The following is a 20,988-nucleotide window of genomic DNA, read 5'->3' as shown; positions in this document are numbered from 1 at the left end:
GGTGGTCTGCCTGTCGTCAGCGCGAGGTGAGGGAAACCGGGCCGGTGGCGGTCGCCGCGGGGCCGGGTGCGGTGGTGAGCAGGTAGGAGTGGGCGGTGGCCCAGGAGAGCCAGACGGTGTCGCCGCGGGCCGGATCGACGCAGGCGGTGCCGTCGTTGGGCTGGAAGACCGTCATCTCCACCCCGTCGCGGGTCTCCACCGTGTAGCTGGTGGAGGTGCCGAGGTAGACCACCTCCCGGACGGTGCCGCGGACCCGGCTGGCGCTGTCGGCCGGGCCGGTGGTCAGCCTGATCTTCTCGGGCCGCACGGTGACCTCGACGGCCGCTCCGACACCGAGGGAGCCGCGCAGCGCGACCGCGATGCGCTCGCCGCCGCCCAGGTCGACCACCCCGGTGTCCGCGTCCGTGGCGGTCAGACGTCCGCCGATCAGGTTGGAGGTGCCGATGAACCCGGCGACGAACGCGGTGGCGGGCCGTTCGTAGACCTCCTGCGGCGGGCCGACCTGTTCGACCAGACCGTGGTTCATCACCGCGATCCGGTCGGACATGGTCAGCGCCTCGGCCTGGTCGTGCGTGACGTAGACGAAGGTGATGCCGACCTCGCGCTGGATCCGCTTGAGCTCCAGCTGCATCGACTGGCGGAGCTTCAGGTCGAGGGCGCCGAGGGGCTCGTCGAGCAGCAGCGCGCGGGGGCGGTTGACCAGGGCGCGGGCGAGCGCGACGCGTTGCTGCTGGCCGCCGGAGAGCTGGCGGGGGCGGCGGTCGGCCTTGTCGGCGAGTTCGACGGTGTGCAGGATCTTGTCGACCCGGTCGCGGATCTCGTCCTTCGGTACGCGCCGGCGGCGCAGTCCGAACGCCACGTTGTCGGCGACGCTCAGGTGCGGGAAGAGGGCGTAGGACTGGAAGACCATGTTGATGTCGCGCTTGTTGGCCGGCACGCCGACCATGTCGCGGCCGTGCAGGAGGATCTGCCCGCCGGTCGGCTCCTCGAAGCCGGCGATCATCCGCAGGGTGGTGGTCTTGCCGCAGCCGGAAGGACCCAGCAGCGAGAAGAACTCGCCCTCGCCGATCGAGAGGTCGACGCCGCGGACGGCCGCCGCGTCCCGGGCACCACCGAAGTCCTTGACCACGTTGACGAGGGTGATGGCCGGGCCTGCGGCCGGTGGCGGCGAGAGGGTGTCGGGTGCCATCCGTGATACCTCCGGTGTTCGGGGCGTGGGATCGGGGCGACCGTGCACGCGGACATGCCGTGGTCGCCCGGAAAAGGCGGGCGGGCGGTGCCGGTGGGTTTTGATAACGTTACCAACGGGCTCGTACCTTACCCACCGGCAGGCGCCGTCCGTCAATGGTTGAATGGCGCTGGATTTCATCGACCCGTTGCTCGGCGTCCGCCGAGCCGTCACCGACGAAGAGACCGCCCATGCCGAGCACCCCCCGTCCGCCGCGCCGCGTCACCATCCCCGACGTCGCCCGGCACGCCGGAGTGGGGCAGGCCACCGCCGCGCGGGTCCTGGGCGGGTACGGGTCGGCGAGCGCGGCCACCCGGGAACGGGTCCTGGCCGCCGCCGCCGAACTGGGGTACAGCACCAACGCGGTGGCCCGGAGCATGATCAGCGGGCGTACCCACACACTGGGCGTGGTGGTCGCCGACGTGGAGAATCCCTACTTCGCCCGTGCCGTGCGCGGCGTCACCGACGTCGCGGCCAAGGCCGGCCTGCAGGTCGTCCTCGCCAACAGCGACGAGAACGGCGAGACGGAGAAGTCCGCGGTGCAGATGTTCATCGAGCGGCGCGTGGACGGCCTGGTCGTGGCGCCCGCCGCCGCCGAGCACGGGCACCTGGACAAGGCCGTCGCCTCCGGCATTCCCGTGGTCCTCCTGGACCGGGTGCTCACCGGTGCCGAGCTGGACACCGTCGTGGTGGACAACCGCGGTGCCGCCAAGGCCGCGGTGGCCCGGTTCACCGGCGCGGGGCACCGGCGCATCGCGGTCGTCACCTCGGCGTCCGGCGACGAGGACTCCGTGCGGCTGGCACCGGGCGCGGACATCTGGACCACCACCGAGCGCCTCACCGGCTACCGCCAGGCCCTGCGCGCCGCCGGCATCCCGCGCGAGGCCGAGCTGATCCGCCACACCGGGTACGACCGGTCCTGGGCACGCTCCGCCGTACTGGACCTGATGAGCTCCGACGACCGGCCCACGGCGCTGTTCACCACCGACAACGTGGCCACGCTCGGAACGCTGGACGCCCTGCTCGACCTCGACGCCCGCATCCCCGACGACGTCTCGGTCATCGGCTTCGACGACGCGGAGTGGGCCACGCTCGTCCGGCCGCGGCTGAGCGTGGTCGGCCAGCCGGTACAGGAACTGGGCGGGCTGGCGGCGGACATCCTGGTCCGCCGCATCAACGGCTCCGCAGCCCGCCCCCGCCGCCACACCCTGCGCACGACGTACATCGCACGCGAGTCGACCGGCCCCGCCCCCGCGCGCGTACGGCGGCTGCGAGTGGCGGGGGAGTGACGGCCGCCGACTCGGCGGGAGCACGCGATGGAGATCACCGTCCAGTGGATACGGACGTCCTGGACGAAGGAGTCCCGGGGAGGGGAAGGCGCCTCGCGCCGGAACGCGGCCCCGGTCGGCTTCGCTCTGCCGCCCGCCGGCAGCACCACGTCCGCACACGTGATCCGCATGCATGAACGTGACGGCTTCGAGCCCCACCACGACCGTGAGGAGCGTGGCAACGTCGATGTCCGGCTCCGGGAAGCCGACGGACGACTGCGCGTCTTCCCCCGGGTCCAGCCCCTGTTCGCCCTGCCGCCCCGGCCGCGACGGCCACCGGCGGTGCGGCTCGCCCCCGGCCAGTGGGTGCGCTGGCAGCTCAACTACCGCTTCAGCAGCGCCATGGGGCTCCGGGGCTGGTCGTACTGGCTCGACACGTTCAACATCGCCTACGGCCCGGTGGGCGCCGAGGTGTTCCTGTCCACGCCCACCCTGCTCGTCGACGAGCGAGGACCGCTGCGATGACCCTGCCCCGAAGGGGTGACCACGTGCTCCGTCACCGGCAGCGTCCTCGGACGTGCGAAGGGGTGTGTCCGCCGGTCACCGACCGGCGGACACACCCCTCCGCACCTGCCTCAGGCGTGCCGTCGGGCCCAGAACGGGGTGACGAGAGCGATGAGGAGGGCTGCGACGCCGATCTGCAGGACGTGGCGGATCCAGTCGATGCCACCGGTGTCGCGTACGCCGAACGCGGTGGCGAGCGCGTTGCCGGCGACGGCCCCGATGATGCCGAGGACGGTCGTCAGCCACAGCGGGATGGGCTGGCGCCCGGGGACGACCAGCTTGGCCAGCAGGCCGATGATGAGTCCCGCGATGATGGCCCAGAGAAACGACACGGCTCTCCTCCTTGCGGTGCTGCGAAAGTTCGGGCTGCTCTTCGCGTGCCCCCGCCGCGCGCTCGTATGCCTGTTCGCCCACCCGGTGCTCCGTGCCGCAGGAGGGACGTTCGGGAAGAAACGTCACCGCGTGTCGCGCAGGCGGAGGAGGTATCCCGCGGTCAACGCCACGGCACGGTCCGCGTCGTGCGACAGTTCCACGAGGGCGCGTGACGCCCTCACCCCCGGGATCTCCGCCAGCGCCTGGGTCAGCCGCCCGCGCGCGGGTCCTTGAGCGGCCTCGTCGGCGAGGCGGGCGACGAGGCCGGTCGCGATCTCGTCCGCCGCCGCGGCGTCGCTCGCCAGCACACCCAGCGCATCGGCCGCGTCGGTGTCGTTCCCGCCCTCCACGATCATGTCGATGAGCGTCGGGACCGCGTCGGCCCCACCGCGTGTCCCGAGCGCCAGCGCCGCCTGTCCGCGGACCGCGAGGTCGGGGTCCGCGAGCGCCTTCCGCAGCTGTTCCACGACCTCGTCGCCGGACATCTCGGCGAGGGCCCGGACGGCACGTTCCCGTACCGCGGCCGCCGGTGAGCCCAGGGCCTGCCCCAGCAGAGCCGGACCGCCGTCGCCCGATCGCGCCAGCGCCCATCGAAGGGCTCCGGCGACATGCGGCTCCGTCTCGCGCAGCGCCGCCTCGACCAGGGCCTCCACCGGCACCTCGCCGACCGAGGAAAGAGCCGCGCGTTGGCGCGCGTCGGCGCTCTGCGACCCCAGTGCCTGGAGGAGCGCGACGGCCTGGAGGACGTGCTCCCAGCCGTCGGGGTCCGCGGCACGGATCCGGCGCAACCGCGTGAGCAACTCGGTCTCCGCCGCGATGCGTTCACGCGTCCGACGGATGAGGTCCTCGACGAGCGCCGAGGGGGCGAAGCCGGGATCGTCGAGCGCGCGACCGACCTCACGCAGCGACAGTCCCAGCGAACGCAGGCTCTCGATCTGGAAGATCCGCTGGATGTCCTCCCCGGAGTACTCCCGGTAACCGGAGCCGGTCCGGCCCGAAGGACGCACCAGACCGAGCGACTCGTAATGCCTGAGCATGCGGGCACTGACCCCGGACCGTCGCGCCACCTCACCGATCAACACGACGTCCTATCCTCCTCCATGGCCGGACCCGCCGAGAGCCACGACGCGCTTCGCCTCCTCGATCGCGAACTCGAACCCGGCGTCCGGGTCGCGCAGCAGCCGCTGTGTGGCGAGCGCGTGCGCGCGCACCAGCGGATCGGGGGCCGACTCCGCGGCCGACAGCGCCGGCACCACCATCTCACCCAGCGCGACCAGCGCCCGGCTGAGACTCAGCTGCGTCTCCCGCCCGCCGCGCCCGAGCTGCGTCACCAACACCGTGGCCAACGCCGGCTCCTCACCCCCCGGTACGAGAACGACCGCGGTCCGCCAGGCGGTGCGCGCGACCTCGTCGTCGGCGTCGCACAGGATCGCGGGGGTGATCGCCGGCCACGCCCGCCGGTCCCCGAGCTTGGACAGCGTGTGCAGTGCCTGGCTCCGTGCCTGCGCGCGTTCCGAGCGGACCTCGTGGAGCAGCCGGGGGAGCGTCGTGGACAGCGGGTGGCGGGTGAGCGCCCAGGTCAGCATGTCGCGGACCAGGAACTCGGGCTCGATCGCGCATCGCTCGACGAGCGCGTCGACGAAGCGCGGGTCAGGTGCCGAACCGGCCGCCAGAGCGGCCCGCAGCCGCACCGACGAACGGCTGTCCTCCAAGGCCCGGAGCGTACGCGTCGTCTCCGTGTCCTGTCTCGTGGCCGTCATGGAGACCACCTCCTCGGCACGCAGTGAAGACCCTGTCACCGTGTCAAGGTCAAACAGCGTCCGCCGCGCGGGTGTCAGCCCCCGCTCGGCGCCCAGAGGATCGGCAGGGTGTGTGCGTATGCCCCCCGTTCCGTGAAAGGAACGCGGCGATCACGTGTTTGTCGGGGCGAGTTGGGAGCACACGTCGGGCCAGGAGGTTGATGACAATGGTTCCCCTGCTTCTGGTTCTTCTTCTGGCCCTGGTCCTCTTCGGCGCGGGTTTCGCCCTCAAGGCCCTGTGGTGGGTCGCGGTGATCGTGCTGGTGGTGTGGCTGCTGGGCTTCGTCGTCCGTCCGGCGGCCAGTGGTGGCCGCAAGGGCCGCTGGTACCGCTGGTGATGCCTGCCGCGGACTGAACGCGGCACGGTCGCGCCACGGTGAACAGCGGTGTGTGAAGGGTGGGTCCGGCCCCAGTGGGTCCGGGCCCGCCCTTCTGTGTGGGGCCGGTGTCGGGTGTCTGTCGGTGGTGGCCGGGTCTGTCGGGTGTCTGTCGGTGGTCTGTCGATGGCTGCCGGGACCTTGGATCAGGACGGCGCCGGCCATCGACGGCGCCGGTCGGCACCATCGCACCGTCCCGATCCGCTGGACGGCGCTCCCGGCGTGACCCGTCGGGTCCGCCCAGCGGTCTGTGATCAGGAAGAAGTCCCATGACCACTCACGTCACGATCATCGGCGCCGGGCTCGGCGGTCTCACGCTCGCCCGCGTCCTGCACCTCCACGGAATACCGGCCACGGTCTACGAGGCCGAGCCGTCCCCCACCGCGCGCTCGCAGGGCGGGATGCTCGACATCCACGACTACAACGGACAACTCGCCCTCGGATCAGCCGGCTTGATGGACGAGTTCCATGGTCTCGTCCTGGAGGGCCGCCAGGCACTGCGGATCCTCGAGCCGGACGGGACGGTCCTGTTCGACAAGGCCGACGACGGCTCCGGGGAGCGCCCCGAGGTGCAGCGCGGTGAGCTGCGGCAGTTGCTGCTCGACTCGCTCCCGGCCGGCACCGTCCGGTGGGGGCACAAGGTCAACAGCACCCGTAGCCTCGGCGAGGGCCGCCACGAGGTGACGTTCGCCGACGGCGGCACCGTCGTCACCGGTCTGCTGGTCGGCGCGGACGGTGCGTGGTCACGGGTGCGGCCGCTGCTCTCCACCGCCACACCCGCGTACACGGGCAAGTCGGTCGTCGAGACCTACCTGTTCGACGCCGAAACCCGGCACCCGGCCACCGCGAAGGCCGTCGGCGGCGGATCGATGATCGCGCCCACGCCGGGCCGGGAGATCTTCGCCCACCGGGAAAGGGGCGACACCCTGCACGCCTACGTGGGGCTGTCCGAGCCGCAGGACTGGTTCGACGCCATCGATTTCACCGACGCCGCCGTGGCCACCGCACGGGTCGCGCGGGAGTTCGCCGGCTGGGCGCCGGAGCTCACCGCGCTGATCACCGACAGCGACACGGCGCCGGTCCTGCGCCCCCTCTACGCGCTGCCGGCCGGACACCGGTGGGACCGGGTGCCGGGGGCGACCCTGCTCGGCGACGCCGCCCACCTCTCGGCCCCGAACGGCGAAGGCGCCAACCTGGCCATGCTCGACGGCGCCGAACTCGGCGAGGCCCTCGCCGCCCACCCCGACGACGTCGAGGCCGCGCTCACCGCGTACGAGCAGGCCATGTTCCCGCGCAGTGCCGAGGTCCACGTGTCCGAAGCGGACGTCGACACGGCCCACGACCTGGTCGCCGCGTTCACCCGGCACGAACAGTCCCGGTAAGAGGTGGTGGGCATCTCCGGTCGCACCGGGAGTCCTCCACCGCCGTGGCGGCCGGAGAGCAACAGAACCGGGTCGGAGGCCGACCACGTGGAACGGGCGTCCGGCCGGGACCCATACCGGCCGGGCGCCCGTTCTGTGCGGCCCCGTGATGCGTCAAGCGCTCGAGAACCCCACCGGACCGAAGCGGTCGGGCACCCTCTGGCCCCGCTCGGAAAAGCCGCCCGGCCGTTGGTGAGCTCGGGCCGGGTGACCTTCGACGTGTCGCCCTTCGGCACCTTTCAGTATTCCCGGAAACAGCATGTGGAGTACTGCTCTAGAGCAGTACTCTGGTGACATGTCGGGTTCCGATACCTACCAGCGCATCCTGACCGCGGCCCTCGGCTGCTTCCTCGAGAACGGAGTGCAACGCACGACGGTGGAGCAGGTCCGCAGGCGGGCGGGGGTCAGCAACGGCAGCTTCTTCCACCACTTCCGCACCAAGCAAGATCTTGCCGAGGAGGTCTATCTTCACGGTCTCCAACAGCACCAGGATGAGCTGATGGCCGTACTGACGCCTCAAGCCGCTTTTCGCACCGGCATCGAGGCAGCCGTGCACCGCCACCTCGCCTGGGTGGAGGCGCACCCGGAGCTGGCTGCCTTTCTCGCGGCACCGCCCGACTGGGGCACGCCTAGGGACGCGCCCCGGATCGCGGCTTGCAGCAGGGAGTTCTTCCGAGCTGTCGGCCAATGGCTGGGGGACCGCGGCTGGGACGGCACGCCCGACCTGAGCGTGGTGGTCGCCGTGTGGATCGGACCGGCTCAGGAATACACCCGCACCTGGCTGACGGGCGGAGCCGGGCCACCCCGCACGGCGGCAACAGCACTGGCCCGGGCCGCGTGGGACGCCCTGCATCCACTCCTGTCGACACCAGCCTCGAAGGGAGCGCGATGAACCACGTCCTCGCGCGCTACCAGCGCGTACTCGCAGGCGTCAGCGACGTCGTCGAACGAGTGCCGGCACACCGCTGGACCAGCGCCTCTCCCTGTCCGGGATGGACCGGCTCACACGTTCTGGGACACATCATCGACGGCCAGCGGCAGATCGCCGCTCTGCTGTCGGGCCAGGGACCGCGTGAGCCACTTCGGGACCCGTCCGAGGCGGTCGTCGGGCCACCGGCCACTGCCTGGACCGCCACGTGCCGGTCCATGCTGGATCTGCTGGCCGTCACCGATCCGAACAGCCGCGTCGCCTCACATCACGGCGAAGTGACGGCCGAGTGGGTGCTGGCCACGGCCGTCGTCGAACCGCTCGTACACGCCTGGGACCTCGCGCAGGCCGCAGGTTGCGAAACGCTTCTGGACGATGAGGCCGTCGAGGCCTGCCTGACGGCCATCGCCCCCATGGCGGAGCGATTCGCCGCTACCGGAATGTACGCACCCGCTCTGACCGCTCCGGCGCAGGCCACGCCTCAGCAGCAGCTTCTGGCTCTCCTGGGGCGGAAGCCTGCGTGACCTTCGCGGTGACGCCCGCTCGCGTGCACTGCGCTCGAGGGCGGGCGTCGCCGCGCGAACCCGCAGGAGCGGTGGACGTACGGGGCCTCGGGACGGCCGCGACCAGGCTCGAGTCGAGCCGCGGGCTCATGTCGCGGCGGCAACGGCAACAGCCGGCGCCCTTCGGAGGTTCTTCATGACATCGCCTCTTCGGGTGACGTCTTTGCGGGCAGCCGGTGTGTCCGCCCGGATGCGCCGGCGGGACGTCCGTCCCCCGAACGGCCACGGAGGAACGATGCCTCCTCACCTGTCGGAGCTGTCCACCGCCCCGTAGACCCGCCCGTGTGATCCCTGACGGCCCGCCACGGACCGGTCGGCGGATCGCGCGGCCCACGAGGCGAGGACGCGCAGACGGTCGTGGCTGGGTGTGCCGGGCTCGGCGGTCAGCGTGATGAGCTGCTGGTCGGGGTCGTCGGTGCGGGTGAGGAAGGACCGGTCGAGGGTGAGCCGGCCGACGACGGGACGGTCCAGGACTTTCGTGCCCCCGCCCTGGGCGGCGACGTGGTGGCCGCCCCACCGCCGTCGGAAGTCGGGGGCCTGGAGGGACAGTTCACCCACCAGTTCCGCCAGCCGTGGATCCTTCGGGTCCCGCGCGGCCGCCATGCGCAGCTGCGCCAGGCTGACCTGGGCCACCCAGCCCCAGTCCGGGTACAGCGCCCGGACGGCCGGGTCGCGGAAGACCAGCCGCACGAAGTTGCGTTCCCGCTCCGGAATCCGTGCGAAGTCGGTGAACAGGCCGGCGGCCATGGGGTTCCAGGCGAGGATGGCGGTACGCCGGCCGAGGACCACGGCCGGCGTGGTGGCCAGGTCGTCCAGCAGCCGCTGCAGCTGCGGCTGGACCCTCTGCGCGGTGCGCCGGCGGGGCCGGGCGGCGTCCCGGCCGGACAGTTCGAACAGGTAGGCGCGCTCGTCGTCGTCGGGCCGGAGGACACGCGCAAGGGCGTTCAGCACCGGTTCGGACGCCTGGCGGCGGCCCTGCTCCAGGCGCGTGTAGTAGTCGGGGCTGATCGACGCCGGCAGGGCCACCTCTTCCCGGCGCAGCCCCTTGAGCCGGCGCCTGCCGGACGAACCGGGCAGCCCGGCCTGGGCCGGGCTCAGCTCCGTGCGCCGCGCCTTGAGGAAGGCGCCCGGTTCGCTGGGGTGCGCGTTGCTCCTGCTCATGGACACGGTCTTGCAGACGGTCACCCTCGCGAGAGGGGGCCTGCTCTGTCCCGGGACAGCGTAGTCCGGGGACACAGGACGCCCCTTACCCGCCCAGGTCCTGCGTGCGAGTGTCGGTGACGTGACCGGGTGGACGGGCCGCCTCCAAGGTGCCCGTCGGGTACGCGGTCACAGACTTTCTCGTCCGCGTCCAGGAGAGACGGAACATGAAGACCAGCGTCACCTTCCCCAGCAACGGCCTCCTCCTCGCAGGGATCCTCTTCACCCCCGACCACCGCGCCGGCGACCGGATGCCCGCCGTCGTCGTCTCCCATCCGGGAGGCGGGGTGAAGGAGCAGAGCCCGAGCGTCTACGCCGAGCGCCTGGCCGACGCCGGGTTCGCCGCGCTCGTCTTCGACGCCGCCCACCAGGGCGAGAGCGAGGGCGAGCCGCGAGGACTGGAGAACCCCTTCCAGCGGGCCGAGGACATCAAGTCCGCCGTGACCTGCCTGACCACGCGTGACGACATCGACCCCGGCCGTATCGGCGCGTTGGGCATCTGCGCCTCCGGCGGGTACGTCCCCTACGCCGCACAGACCGACCACCGCATCAAGGGCGTCGCCACGGTCAGCGCCGTGGACCTCGGTTCGGTGTTCCGCGAGGGTCTGGGCCGCACCCAGGACCCGGCGGTCCTGAGCGCCATGCTCGATCAGGCCGGTGCCCTGCGCACCGCGGAAGCGCGCGGAGCGGCCCCGCGGCTGGAGGCATGGATTCCCGGCAACGCCGGGGAACTGCTGGAGACGGCGACCAGGCAGTTCCGGGAGACCTACGAGTTCTACTGCACCCCGCGCGGCCACCACCCCCGCGCGAACCGGGGCTGGCTGCTGCGCGGCATCGACCTGATCGCCCAGTACGACTCGTACGCGATGATCCGGCTCATCGCGCCCCGTCCCCTGCTGATGATCATCGGGTCGGAGGCGGAGACCGCCTACTTCAGCAGGGAAGCGATCGAGAAGGCGGCCGGCCCCAAGGAACTGGTCGTCATCGACGGCGCCACCCACATCGACCTGTACGACAAGGACGAGTACGTCACCCCCGCCGTCGCCGAGCTCACCGGGTTCTTCGGCAAGGCCCTGGCCGGGTGACCGCCCGCCGTGCCGGTGACGGGACAGGCGGAGTCCTCGGCGGCTCCGCCGGACGTCATGCCGCGACGATGTCCCGTACGCGGAGGCCTGTTCGACTGCGCGGGCTGTCGCCGCCCCCCCGTCCGGGCCACGCCGGGTGACTTCGAAAGATTGCGGGGAAGACGTCACGGCACTGGACAGGAGGGTGCCGTGGACGGTGGAGATCTGGAACTGGGAGAGCTTCTGGCCGCTGCCGAGGCGGCGCCACCCGGAGGATCCGTCGACGTGGTCGCGCGGAATCTGCAGAAGCGGTTCGGGGCCGAGCGCGTGTCCTTCCTGTTCGTCGACCTCATCGGCCAACGGCTGGTGCGGTTGCCCGCAACCGTGGACGGTGGCCTCCCGGCCCGGACCGAACCGATCGACCTGCAAGGCAGCGTCTACGACAGCGTCCTGCGCAGCCAGCGCCGACGGGTGGAACCGGACGGCCAGGGCGGACAGCGCGTCATCACCCCGGTCACCAACCGCGGCGACTGCATCGGCGTACTGGAGGTGATCCTGCAGCACGCCGACGACACCGTCCTCAGACAGGTCGGCGAGGCGGCGCACGCGCTGGCCTACATCGTCGTCACCGACCGCCGCTTCACCGACCTGTACCACGTCGGTCAGCGCACCACCACGACCAGCCTGGCCGCCGAGATCCAGCACCAGTTGCTGCCTTCGGCGGCGTGCTGCGAGGCCGACCGGTTCACCCTGGCCGCGGGGCTCGTCCCGGCCGACGACATCGGAGGCGACACGTACGACTACAGCCTCGACGGCGAGACCCTGCACCTCTCCATCACGGACGCCATGGGGCACGACACCGACTCGGCCCTGCTGGCCACCTTGCTGGTCGGCGCACTGCGCCGGGCCCGCCGTGGCGGCTGCGACGCCCTCAGACAGGCCCGCCACGCCCACGAGGCCCTGCTGGCCCACGGCCGGGGCCTGGCCACCGGTCAGCTGTTCTGCATCGACCTGGAAACAGGCGTCGCGGAACTGGTCAACGCCGGCCACCCCTGGCCCCTGCGGGTGCGCGGCACGACCGTGGAGGAGGTCGGACTCGCCGTGAACCTTCCGTTCGGAGTGGCCTCCCCGATCCCGTACGCCCTGCAGGAGTTGCGCCTGCGTCCCGGAGACCGGCTGGTCCTGCTCACCGACGGCATGCAGGACCGCGGCGCCGCCGCGGCCGGCCTGTCCACGCTCCTGCGTGACACCCGCGCCCTGCACCCCAGGGAGACCGTCCGCGCCCTCACGGCCGCCGTACGGGACGCCTGCCACGGCGACCTCGAGGACGACGCGACGGTCATGGTCCTGGACTGGCACGGAACCCGCCCCGCCGGTCCACCGATGACGTGACCCGCACCTGTGGAAGGGACGTTCCACAGCGCCGGGGCGAACCGGCGACGCGCCCGTGCACCACGGCGTGCACCGGTTCCGGAGGCGTCGTGGGCGGCGCACGCACGGCCGGACATCGACCGGGGCGGAGACAGCGGCCGATCACCTATGCCCACTGAGTACGCGTGCTCAGGCAGGCGGCCCGAGCTCAGCCGTAGCGTCCGGCCCATGCACATAGACCACGCTGCCCGCAGACCGGCACGCCGTGCCGGCATCACCGCGGTGGCCTGCTCCCTGCCGGAACGCGAAGTGACGTCCCGGCAGCTCCAGGACCGGATCGCCGCGGCCGCAGGGCTCTCCCTGCCGCCACGGATGCTCGAACGGGTCACCGGAATCACCTCGCGCCGAGTGGCGGCGCGGGACGAGTACGCCTCCACCCTCGCGGTACGGGCGGCACGCACCGCCCTGGGCCGGGCCGGGCTCAGCCCGTACGACGTGGACCTGCTGGTCTTCGCCTCCGCGACGCGGGACGTGGCCGAACCGGCGACCGCGCACATCGTCCAGGCCGAACTCGGCTCCCGGGCACACGCGCTGGACGTGACGAACGCGTGCAACAGCTTCGTCAACGGCATCGACACGGCACGGGCGATGATCCTCGCCGGCCGCGCACGCCGGGCCCTGGTCGTCACCGGCGAGACCCCGAGCCGCGCGGTGCGGCACGCCCCCTCCGGCCCCGGTCAGCTCCGCGACGGGTTCGCGGGCTACACCTTCGGCGACGCCGGGGCCGCGGTCGTCCTGGAGACGGTGGAGCGGGGCGGCATCCTCGACGTGGACACCGAGACGCACTCCGAACACTGGTCGGTCGGCGGGATCCTCGGCGGCGGTTCGCGCCACCCCCGAGGCGACGAGCACACGTACTTCCACGGTGACGGCGCAGAGCTGCGCGAGGTGTTCGAGAAGGTCGGCACGTCGGTGCTCGACCGGATGCGCCGGCGCACCGGCCTGGCGTGGACCGACTTCCGGCACATCCTGGTCCACCAGGTCACCGTGCCGTACCTGGAGCGGTTCGTGGAGCTCACCGGCGTCCCCCGGGACCGGCTCGTCCTCACCGTGCCCGGACTCGGCAACATGGCCAGTGCCACGCTCGGCGTGCAACTCGACCGGGTCCACGGGGAGTTGCGTCCCGGCGACCGGGTGCTGTTCGTGGGTCTGGGCGGTGGCGTGAGCATCATGACCATGGTGTGGGAGAAGGCATGAGCGCCCTGTGGGTGGTGGTGCCCGCGCACCAGGAGGCCGCACGCATCGGCGCCACCCTGGACGCGCTGGCGGGCCAGCGCGACCGTGACTTCACCCTCGTCGTCGTGGACAACGCCTCCACCGACACCACGGCGGCCGTCGCGGACGACTTCGCCCGCCGGGCGCCGTTCCCGGTCCACGTCCTGAGCGAGCCGGACAAGGGTGTGGGCTGCGCGGTGGACACCGGCTTCCGGTACGCGATCGCGCACGGTGCGACCCTGCTGGCCCGTACCGACGCCGACTGCCTGCCCCATCCCGGCTGGACGGCCGCCGCCCGCGACGCCCTGCGACACGGCGCGGGCCTGGTGTGCGGACGCATCGACGCGCGCCGCGACGAGCACGGGCCGCTCGGGCGGGCCGCCTTCCGCGCGCTGGTCCGCGTCGCCGCCCTCTTCGGCCGCGTACGTCCCGCCCACCACCGCCGCCACGGCTACCTCACCCCCTACCGGATGCACGCCGGCAACAACATGGCCGTCACCGCGGCGCTGTACGAAGCCGTCGGCGGAATGCCGCGCCGGCCTTCCCCCACCGACCGCCTCTTCCTGAACCGGGTGCGCCGCCACACCACCGCCATCGTCCACGCCCGCGACATGGTCGTGGAGAACTCCACCCGCCGACTGCGCGCCTACGGCCTCGTCGGCACGGCCCGCTGGTACCTCGACAGGGGCCCCGGCCGTCACGGGGAGGACCCGCGCTGATGCTCGACACCCTCGCCCACACCCTGCGGCGCCGGCCCGAGAAGCCCGCCGTCCTCGGCGCCACCCGCACCGGGGCCGTACGCACCAAGGCCACCAACGGGGACCTGGCCGACCTCGCCGACCGCTACACGGCCGCCCTGCACCGACGGGGCACCGGACGCGGCAGCACCGTCGGCGTCGCCGTACGGCCCGGACCCCGGGCCCTCGCGGTGCTGCTCGCCGTGCACCGGCTCGGCGCCCGGGCCGCGGTGCTCGATCCGGGCGCCGGCCCCGACGTGCTGCGGGCCCGCCTCGCCCTGGCCCGCCCCGACGTCGTCCTCGCCGACGCCGCCGCCCAGGCGGCCGCGGGATGGGCCCGGCCGCTCGCCCGCCGGGCCCGCCTGGCCCTGCCCGACCTCGTGGAGCTGGGGCCGGTGGCCACGGTCGGGCCGAGGCTGCCCGGCTGCGCCCCCGCCCTGGACGCCGACGTCCGGACCGCGGTCCTGCCGCGCCCCGTGGACGGGGACGGCGACGCGGTCATCGTGTTCACCTCCGGCACCACGTCACGGCCCCGCGCGGTGGTGCACACCCGCTCCTCGCTCGCCGCCGGCATGACCGCGGTGACCGAGCTGGTCCGGCCCGAGGCCGGACGGCCCGTCCTCGGCGGCACCTTCTTCGTCCTCGTACCGTCCCTCGCGGCCGGAGCGCCGGTCGCGCTGCCCGCCCGCTCCGCGCGCGTCCTGCCCCGGCAGCTGCGCCGGCTCGCCCCGCAGGCCACCTACCTGACACCGCCGCAGCTCCGGCGGGTGCTGGCGCTGGGCGGCCGGTTCACCGGACGCGTGTGGACCGGATCGGCCCCGGCGAGCGCCGACCTGCTCACCCGCATCAAGCGCGCGGGCGCCGACGAGGCGTGGGGCGTCTACGCGCTGACCGAGCTGTTCCCCGCCGCGGCGGTCGAGCAGGCCGACAAGGCCGCCTTCACCGGCGAAGGGGACCTGGTCGGCGCCCCTCTCTCCGCAGTGGCGGCCAGGACCGACGCGGCCGGTGAGCTGCTGCTGTCCGGTCCCGCCGCGCGGCACCGCTATCTGGGCGGGGAACCGGACCCGTGGGTCGCCACCGGCGACCGGGCACGCCTCGACGCCGGCCGGATCGTGCTGGAGGGCCGCCTCAAGGACATGGTCCTGCGCCGCGCGGAGAACATCTACCCGGGCTTGTACGAACCGGCGTTGCACGTACCGGGCGTCGAACTCGCCCTGCTCGTGGGCGTACCGGCCGGAGACGGCGACGAACGCCTGGTCGCCGTCGTCCAGCCGAGCCCCGGGACGGACCGCGACGCGCTGCGGGCGGCCCTGGCCGGACCGCTGGAACGCATGGGCTCCGCCCGCCCGGACGCGGTGCTGCTCGCCGGCATCCCGCTGTCCGGCCGCTCGCGGAAACCCGACCGCGCCGCGACCGCGCGTCTCGCCGCCCGGCACCTCACCGAACGGAGCCGCGGATGACCGGGCCCGGCCGTGCGCCGTCGCTGTGGGCCGTGGTGCCCGCCTACAACGAGGAGGCCGGGATCGGGGCCACCCTCGCCGCGCTCGCCGCCCAGACCGACACCGGCTTCTCCCTCGTCGTCGTCGACAACGCCTCCACCGACGCGACCGCCGCCGTCGTACGCCGCTTCGCCGCCGGCGCGCCCTTCCCCGTGCACCTCGTCCACGAGGCGGAGCGGGGCACCGGCGCCGCCGTCGACACCGGCTTCCGCCACGCCGTCGCGCGCGGCGCCGGCCTGCTCGTCCGCACGGACGCCGACTGCCTGCCCGCCGCCGACTGGATCGCCGCGGCGCGCGCGGAGTTCGCCCGCGGGACGGAGATGGCCTGCGGCCGCAGTCTCCCGCGCCGCGACGAGTCGCCCTCCCCGGCCGAGCGGTACCTCCTCCCGGCGGTCGTCAGGGCGACCGCACTGTACGGGCGCTACCGCACCGGGCACCGGCACCCGCGCTACCGCGCGCCCTATGTGCTGTGCCACGGCCACAACCTCGCCATCACGGCCGCGCTCTACCTGCGCTGCGGCGGCACGCCCCGCACCCCGCTGGAGGGCCCGCCCGAGGACGTGGTCCTCCTCAACCGGGCGCGCGAGCACAGCGACCGGATCGCGCGGGCCGAGCGGATGGTGGTGCACACCAGCCTGCGCCGCCTGCGGGCCTGGGGCGCCCGCCGGACCCTGCTGTGGTGCTGGGACCGCCGTTACCTCCCCGCCGACCCGAAGCAGGTGCACGTCCGGTGACCACGTCTCCCTCGGAATCCACCGCGTCCGCCCTCCGCGCCGCCCGCCGCCGCGACCGGCGCGTGTACACCCGTTCCCACCCCCTGCTGTTCGCTCTTCTCGCGGCCACCCGCGGCCGGGCCGTCACCCGCGTCGGCGGTACGGTCCTGGTCCACGGCACCGAGCCGTACCGGCAGGCCCTCACCCGCATCCCGCTGGACCGCGCCGCCGCCGGCACCACCGGCGGCGCGGCACGGCGACTGACCGCGGGCGAAACGCTGTTCGGTCAGGAGGGGGCCGGCCATCGCGCCACCCGGCGCACGGTCGCCGACGGCCTCGGCGCGGCCGGGGTGGAACGGCTGCGCCCGGTGTGGCAGGCCGTCCTGACCCGCCGTCTCGCCCCGCTCGCCGAGGGCCGCGACGTCGACCTCGTACCGCTGGCCCGCGAACTGGCCGGGGCCACCGTCTGCGCGCTCCTGCGCACCGCCGGCGACCCGGAGGCAGTGGCCGAAGCGGCCGCCGAGGCTGCGGCCGCCGCCGTACGCGACCACCTGCCCGGTCCCAGGCCGCCGGGCACCACACGGGCGGCCGGCGCGGCCACCGCGAGGCTGGAGGCCCTGCTCGCCGCGGTGGACGGGCCCGGCGCGGCAGCGGACACGGCCCTGCGGTCCGTGCTCGCGGTCGCCGCCGTCAACACCACCGTCGCCGCCCTGCCCCGCGCCGCCGCCTGGTGCGCCGACGCCCGGCTGTGGGACCAGGCGGCCGACGACCGCCTGCGCCCGATCCTGGCGGACGAACTGCTGCGCGTGGTCGCCCCCTCTCCGCTGCTGCCCCGCGCGGCGGCGGCCGACGCCGACCTGGACGGCTGCCCGGTACGGGCCGGGGACCGCCTGGTCCTGGTGGCGCGGCACGCCGCCCGGGCCCACCGCGACGCACCGGACGCCCGCCACCCGGCTCCACCCGCCGTGGCCCGGCTCGTCTTCGGCGCCGGACCCCATGCCTGCCCCGGCGCGCGCCTCGCCCGCACACAGCTCGACGACGCCCTCGCCGCGCTCGCTCCCCACCGTCCCACCGTCCTGCGCGCCCGCCCGGACCGGGGCGCGGCCCTGCCCGGGTGGAGCTCCCTCACGGTCCGGGCGACCACCCGCCATCGCGTCCAGGAGCACCGATGACCACCATCGCCGTCACCGGCGCGAGCGGCTTCTGCGGCTCGCACGTCGCCGCCGCGGCCGCCGCCCGCGGCGCCGACGTCCTGTGCGTGGGACGGCGCCCCGGCCCGGTCGGCAGGCACGTCCCCTGGGACGCCGCCCGGGAGGCGCCCGGCCTGTCCGGCGCCGACCTCGTCGTGCACTGCGCGGCGGCCGTCGGCGACCCGGTGCCCGGCTCCCCGGCCGAGGCCGCCATGCACGCCGTCAACGTCGATGGCACGGCACGGCTGCTGGACGCGGCCGCCGGCCGGCCGGTGGTGTGGGTGAGCAGCGCCAGCGTCTACGCGCCCGGTCCCGGACGTTCCCGCATCACCGAGGACCATCCGGTGCGCGGGCACCTGAACGCGTACGGCCGCACCAAGGCCGCCGGCGAGGCACTGGCGCTCGCCGCGGGCGCCGTGGTGCTGCGCCCGCGGGCGGTCTACGGCGCCGGGGACCCGCATCTGGTGCCCCGGCTGCTGTCCCGCGTCCGCCGCGGACTGCTCATGCTGCCGGGGCCGAGCGTCCGCCTCAGCCTGACGGCCGTCGAGAACCTCGCGGACGCCTGCCTCTCGGCCGCCGGCTGGCCGCCGGGCGCGTACAACATCGCCGACCCGGCGCCCTACGACCGGGACGAGGCGATCCGGGCGGTGCTGCGGGCGCACGGCGAACGGGTACGCATCGGCCACCTCCCCCTGCCGGTCGCCCGCACGGCGGCGGGCGCCGCCCAGCGGCTGACCCGGCTCCTCGGCCGCGGGGAGTCACCCCTCACCCACTACGCCGTGGACCAGCTGGCGTCGTCGGTCGTCCTGGACGTACGCAAGGCCGCGTCCCAGGGATGGGAGGCCCGCCGCACGCTGGAGGACTACACGACTGCCGTACCGGTCAGGTGAACCGGCGGTGCCACCACGGTGCGCGGTGGTGGGGCGGCGATCGGGCCGGTGCCGGTGCCGGTGCCGGGGCCGTGGACGGGGCCTGAGAGAGTAGCGGGGTGGATATCGAGCGCAGGAACCATGTCACGGTCACAGGCAACCCGCTGGGGCGCACGGTGGTGCTGGCGCACGGGTTCGGTTGCGACCAGAACATGTGGCGGCTGACGGTGCCCGCCCTGGTGGAGAACCACCGGGTGGTGATGTTCGACTACGTGGGCTGCGGCCGCTCGGACCTGGCCGCGTTCTCGCCGGACCGCTACGCCTCTCTGGAGGGCTACGCCCAGGACGCGGTCGAGGTGTGCGAGGCACTCGACCTGCGCGATGCCGTGTTCGTGGGGCACTCGGTGAGCGCGATGATCGGCGTGCTGGCCGCCGGGACGGCCCCCGAGCGGATCGGGGCGCTGGTGATGGTCGCTCCGTCCCCGCGGTACATCGACGACGACGGCTACCGGGGCGGGTTCAGCGCCGAGGACATCGACGAACTGCTGGCCTCCCTGGAAGCCAACTACCTGGGCTGGTCGGCGGCCATGGCACCGGTCATCATGGGCAACGCGGACCGCCCCGAGCTCGGCGAGGAGCTGAAGAACAGCTTCTGCGCCACGGACCCGGACATGGCACGGGTCTTCGCGCGGACCACGTTCCTGTCGGACTCGCGGGACGACCTGAAGGACGTGACGGTGCCGACGCTGGTGCTGGAGTGCACCCAGGACGTCATCGCCCCCCGGGAGGTCGGCGCCTACGTCCACCGGACGATCCCCGGCTCACAGCTGGTCACGCTCGACGCCACCGGGCACTGCCCGCACCTGTCCGCACCGGCGGCCACCAACGAGGCGATCACCGACTTCCTGGCGCGTCTGCGGTGACGTGCCGCACCGGGCCGCAACCCGACCCGGACGACCCGGACGACGAGAAGACACCGGACGCGGCGTTCGCCGCGCTGCTGGAGGACAGCGCCGAGGAACTCTACGAGAGCGCGCCGTGCGGCTACCTGTCCACGCTGATGGACGGCACCATCGCCAAGATCAACTCCACGCTGCTGGACTGGCTCGGTCTGGAACGGCGAGCGGTGGTGGGCCGGATGCGGTTCACCGATCTGCTGACCGTGGGCGGCAAGCTCTACCACGAGACGCACTTCGCGCCCCTGCTGCGGATGCAGGGCGAGATCAGCGGCATAGCCCTCGAGATCAAGCAGACCGGTGGTGCCCGCATACCGGTCCTGGTCTCCTCGGTCGTCAAGCGCGGCAGCACCGGCGAGCCCCTGCTGATCCGGACCACCGTCTTCGACGCCCGGGACCGCCGCGCCTACGAGGAGGAACTGCTGCGGGCCCGGAAGGCGGCGGAGGAAGCGCGGAGGGAGGCGGAGGCCGACCGGGCGCGGCTGCAGGACGCGCTGGCCGTGCTCCAGCAGTCGCTGCTCCCCGCGACCCTGGTGTCCGTGCCGGGCGTCGAGGCGGCCGTGCACTACCGCACCGCGTCCCCCGACCGGCTCGGCGGCGACTTCTACGACCTCTTCCCGGTCGACGGCGAACGCTTCGCCTTCTTTCTCGGTGACGTGTGCGGCAAGGGCCCGCAGGCCGCCGCGGTCACCTCACTGACCCGCTACACCCTGCGCGCCGCGGCCCTGCACGACCCGGAGCCCGTCTCCGCCCTGACGACCCTCAACAAGGTGCTCCACGAGCGCTACACGGGCGGCGACCCGCGCTACTGCACCGTCATCTACGGGGTCATCGAGCCCGACCCCGCCACCGGGCAGGTCACCGTCCGCCTCGCCTCGGGCGGGCATCCGCCGGCCCTCGTCCTGCGGGCGGACGGCACGGCCGACTTCCTGCCCACCCCCGGCGGCCTCCTCGTCGGCGTCCTGCCCGATGCCGCCTTCACCACCGCCACGACCGTCCTCGGCCACGGTGACAGCCTGTTGCTGTACACCGACGGCCTCACCGAAGCCCGCACCGGCGAGGACCGCACCGCCCTCTTCGGTGACGACGCCCTGCTCGCCTTCGCCGCCGGCCACGCCGGCAGGTCCGCACACGCCGTGGTCGAAGCGCTGACCGGCCTCCTGGACGGCTTCGGCGACGGCCTCGACGACGACACCGCCCTGCTCGCCCTCGGCGTCCCCGCCTCCGCCCCTCGCACGAGAACCACCGCATGAACCCGTTGACGATCACCACCCGAGACGCTCCCACCGGTCCCGTCCTGGAGATCTTCGGAGACCTCGACCACGACACCGCCGGCCGACTGCGCGACCTGCTTCCCGGGCTCACCCTCCGGCCGGGCCAGTGCCTCGTCCTGGACCTGGCCGGCATGACGTTCTGCGACTCCAGCGGCATCACCGCCCTGATCGTCGTCCGCAACCACGCCCAGGCCGCCCGGGCCGACGTCGCGCTCGCCTCCGTCCCCGACCGCACCCTGCGCGTGCTGCGCGTCGTCGGCCTCGACCGGATCTTCACCCTGCTGCCCGACAGCGCGGCCGAGCGGCCCTGAGCCGTCAGG

General features: G+C 73.5%; 22 protein-coding genes. 17 read left to right on the top strand and 5 right to left on the bottom strand.

Translation table 11 applies throughout. The features are described 5' to 3' along the window. Nucleotides 1-16: 16 nt before the first annotated feature. Entirely contained in the window at nucleotides 17-1,189 is a 1,173-nt protein-coding gene (locus ACIRFH_RS10625; RefSeq protein WP_403518936.1) for an ABC transporter ATP-binding protein, read from the bottom strand. A gap of 230 nt (nucleotides 1,190-1,419) precedes the next feature. Here ACIRFH_RS10625 and ACIRFH_RS10620 point away from each other — a divergent pair, with 230 nt between their 5' ends. Continuing rightward, nucleotides 1,420-2,517, top strand: a complete 1,098-nt coding sequence (locus ACIRFH_RS10620; RefSeq protein WP_403518935.1) for a LacI family DNA-binding transcriptional regulator — start codon at nucleotides 1,420-1,422, stop codon at nucleotides 2,515-2,517. A 27-nt stretch (nucleotides 2,518-2,544) separates the two neighbouring features. Beyond that, nucleotides 2,545-3,021, top strand: a complete 477-nt coding sequence (locus ACIRFH_RS10615; RefSeq protein WP_403518933.1) for a hypothetical protein — start codon at nucleotides 2,545-2,547, stop codon at nucleotides 3,019-3,021. Nucleotides 3,022-3,131: 110 nt separating this feature from the next. Here ACIRFH_RS10615 and ACIRFH_RS10610 read toward each other — a convergent pair whose 3' ends face one another. From ACIRFH_RS10610 to ACIRFH_RS10600, 3 genes are all read right to left on the bottom strand, one after another. Further along, nucleotides 3,132-3,392, bottom strand: coding sequence for a GlsB/YeaQ/YmgE family stress response membrane protein (locus ACIRFH_RS10610; protein WP_403518931.1), 261 nt, complete (start codon nucleotides 3,390-3,392; stop codon nucleotides 3,132-3,134). Nucleotides 3,393-3,515: 123 nt separating this feature from the next. Continuing rightward, a complete protein-coding gene (locus ACIRFH_RS10605; RefSeq protein ID WP_403518929.1) occupies nucleotides 3,516-4,514 on the bottom strand; it encodes a MerR family transcriptional regulator in 999 nt (332 codons plus the stop codon). Between the two features lie 6 nt (nucleotides 4,515-4,520). Beyond that, complete coding sequence (locus tag ACIRFH_RS10600; RefSeq protein ID WP_403518927.1) at nucleotides 4,521-5,192, bottom strand: HEAT repeat domain-containing protein; 672 nt, start codon at nucleotides 5,190-5,192, stop codon at nucleotides 4,521-4,523. A 206-nt stretch (nucleotides 5,193-5,398) separates the two neighbouring features. Here ACIRFH_RS10600 and ACIRFH_RS10595 point away from each other — a divergent pair, with 206 nt between their 5' ends. The 4 genes from ACIRFH_RS10595 to ACIRFH_RS10580 all read left to right on the top strand — a co-directional run bounded on the left by ACIRFH_RS10595 (nucleotide 5,399) and on the right by ACIRFH_RS10580 (nucleotide 8,481). Continuing rightward, nucleotides 5,399-5,569: a hydrophobic protein gene (locus ACIRFH_RS10595; protein ID WP_403518926.1), complete on the top strand. Its 171-nt coding sequence runs from the start codon at nucleotides 5,399-5,401 to the stop codon at nucleotides 5,567-5,569. Nucleotides 5,570-5,877: 308 nt separating this feature from the next. Then, a complete protein-coding gene (locus tag ACIRFH_RS10590; RefSeq protein WP_403518924.1) occupies nucleotides 5,878-6,990 on the top strand; it encodes an FAD-dependent oxidoreductase in 1,113 nt (370 codons plus the stop codon). 334 nt (nucleotides 6,991-7,324) lie between these two features. After that, nucleotides 7,325-7,921: a TetR/AcrR family transcriptional regulator gene (locus tag ACIRFH_RS10585; RefSeq protein ID WP_403518922.1), complete on the top strand. Its 597-nt coding sequence runs from the start codon at nucleotides 7,325-7,327 to the stop codon at nucleotides 7,919-7,921. Beyond that, nucleotides 7,918-8,481, top strand: a complete 564-nt coding sequence (locus ACIRFH_RS10580) for a TIGR03086 family metal-binding protein (protein WP_403518920.1) — start codon at nucleotides 7,918-7,920, stop codon at nucleotides 8,479-8,481. The genes ACIRFH_RS10585 and ACIRFH_RS10580 overlap by 4 nt, the downstream gene beginning before the upstream one ends. Before the next feature lie 282 nt (nucleotides 8,482-8,763). Here the strand turns inward: ACIRFH_RS10580 and ACIRFH_RS10575 are convergent, their stop codons facing one another. Next, entirely contained in the window at nucleotides 8,764-9,681 is a 918-nt protein-coding gene (locus ACIRFH_RS10575; protein ID WP_403518919.1) for a helix-turn-helix domain-containing protein, read from the bottom strand. Between the two features lie 206 nt (nucleotides 9,682-9,887). Here ACIRFH_RS10575 and ACIRFH_RS10570 point away from each other — a divergent pair, with 206 nt between their 5' ends. The 11 genes from ACIRFH_RS10570 (at nucleotide 9,888) to ACIRFH_RS10520 (ending at nucleotide 20,979) form a co-directional block, all read left to right on the top strand. Next, complete coding sequence (locus tag ACIRFH_RS10570; RefSeq protein ID WP_403518917.1) at nucleotides 9,888-10,805, top strand: alpha/beta hydrolase; 918 nt, start codon at nucleotides 9,888-9,890, stop codon at nucleotides 10,803-10,805. Between the two features lie 189 nt (nucleotides 10,806-10,994). Then, complete coding sequence (locus tag ACIRFH_RS10565; RefSeq protein WP_403518915.1) at nucleotides 10,995-12,176, top strand: PP2C family protein-serine/threonine phosphatase; 1,182 nt, start codon at nucleotides 10,995-10,997, stop codon at nucleotides 12,174-12,176. 207 nt (nucleotides 12,177-12,383) lie between these two features. Then, the gene (locus ACIRFH_RS10560) at nucleotides 12,384-13,412 is read left to right on the top strand and encodes a 3-oxoacyl-ACP synthase III family protein (protein ID WP_403518913.1); all 1,029 of its coding nucleotides are present in this window, start codon (nucleotides 12,384-12,386) and stop codon (nucleotides 13,410-13,412) included. Beyond that, on the top strand, nucleotides 13,409-14,149 hold the full coding sequence (locus ACIRFH_RS10555) for a glycosyltransferase family 2 protein (protein ID WP_403518911.1): 741 nt from the start codon (nucleotides 13,409-13,411) through the stop codon (nucleotides 14,147-14,149). Before ACIRFH_RS10560 ends, ACIRFH_RS10555 begins: the two co-directional genes overlap by 4 nt. Continuing rightward, on the top strand, nucleotides 14,149-15,627 hold the full coding sequence (locus ACIRFH_RS10550) for a class I adenylate-forming enzyme family protein (protein WP_403518909.1): 1,479 nt from the start codon (nucleotides 14,149-14,151) through the stop codon (nucleotides 15,625-15,627). Before ACIRFH_RS10555 ends, ACIRFH_RS10550 begins: the two co-directional genes overlap by 1 nt. Further along, the gene (locus ACIRFH_RS10545; protein ID WP_403518907.1) at nucleotides 15,624-16,400 is read left to right on the top strand and encodes a glycosyltransferase family 2 protein; all 777 of its coding nucleotides are present in this window, start codon (nucleotides 15,624-15,626) and stop codon (nucleotides 16,398-16,400) included. Before ACIRFH_RS10550 ends, ACIRFH_RS10545 begins: the two co-directional genes overlap by 4 nt. Continuing rightward, nucleotides 16,397-17,551, top strand: coding sequence for a cytochrome P450 (locus ACIRFH_RS10540; protein WP_403518905.1), 1,155 nt, complete (start codon nucleotides 16,397-16,399; stop codon nucleotides 17,549-17,551). Before ACIRFH_RS10545 ends, ACIRFH_RS10540 begins: the two co-directional genes overlap by 4 nt. After that, complete coding sequence (locus ACIRFH_RS10535; protein WP_403518903.1) at nucleotides 17,548-18,459, top strand: NAD-dependent epimerase/dehydratase family protein; 912 nt, start codon at nucleotides 17,548-17,550, stop codon at nucleotides 18,457-18,459. Before ACIRFH_RS10540 ends, ACIRFH_RS10535 begins: the two co-directional genes overlap by 4 nt. Nucleotides 18,460-18,557: 98 nt before the next feature. Further along, complete coding sequence (locus ACIRFH_RS10530) at nucleotides 18,558-19,361, top strand: alpha/beta fold hydrolase (RefSeq protein ID WP_403518901.1); 804 nt, start codon at nucleotides 18,558-18,560, stop codon at nucleotides 19,359-19,361. Then, entirely contained in the window at nucleotides 19,358-20,647 is a 1,290-nt protein-coding gene (locus ACIRFH_RS10525; RefSeq protein WP_403518899.1) for a PP2C family protein-serine/threonine phosphatase, read from the top strand. Before ACIRFH_RS10530 ends, ACIRFH_RS10525 begins: the two co-directional genes overlap by 4 nt. Continuing rightward, a complete protein-coding gene (locus tag ACIRFH_RS10520) occupies nucleotides 20,644-20,979 on the top strand; it encodes an STAS domain-containing protein (RefSeq protein WP_403518897.1) in 336 nt (111 codons plus the stop codon). Before ACIRFH_RS10525 ends, ACIRFH_RS10520 begins: the two co-directional genes overlap by 4 nt. The last annotated feature ends 9 nt before the right edge of the window (nucleotides 20,980-20,988 follow it).

The organism is Streptomyces sp. NPDC093586 (assembly GCF_044764905.1).
GTDB lineage: Bacteria > Actinomycetota > Actinomycetes > Streptomycetales > Streptomycetaceae > Streptomyces.
The sequence above is the reverse complement of the archived record's forward strand: the minus strand, read 5'-3'. Positions and strand labels throughout refer to the sequence as shown.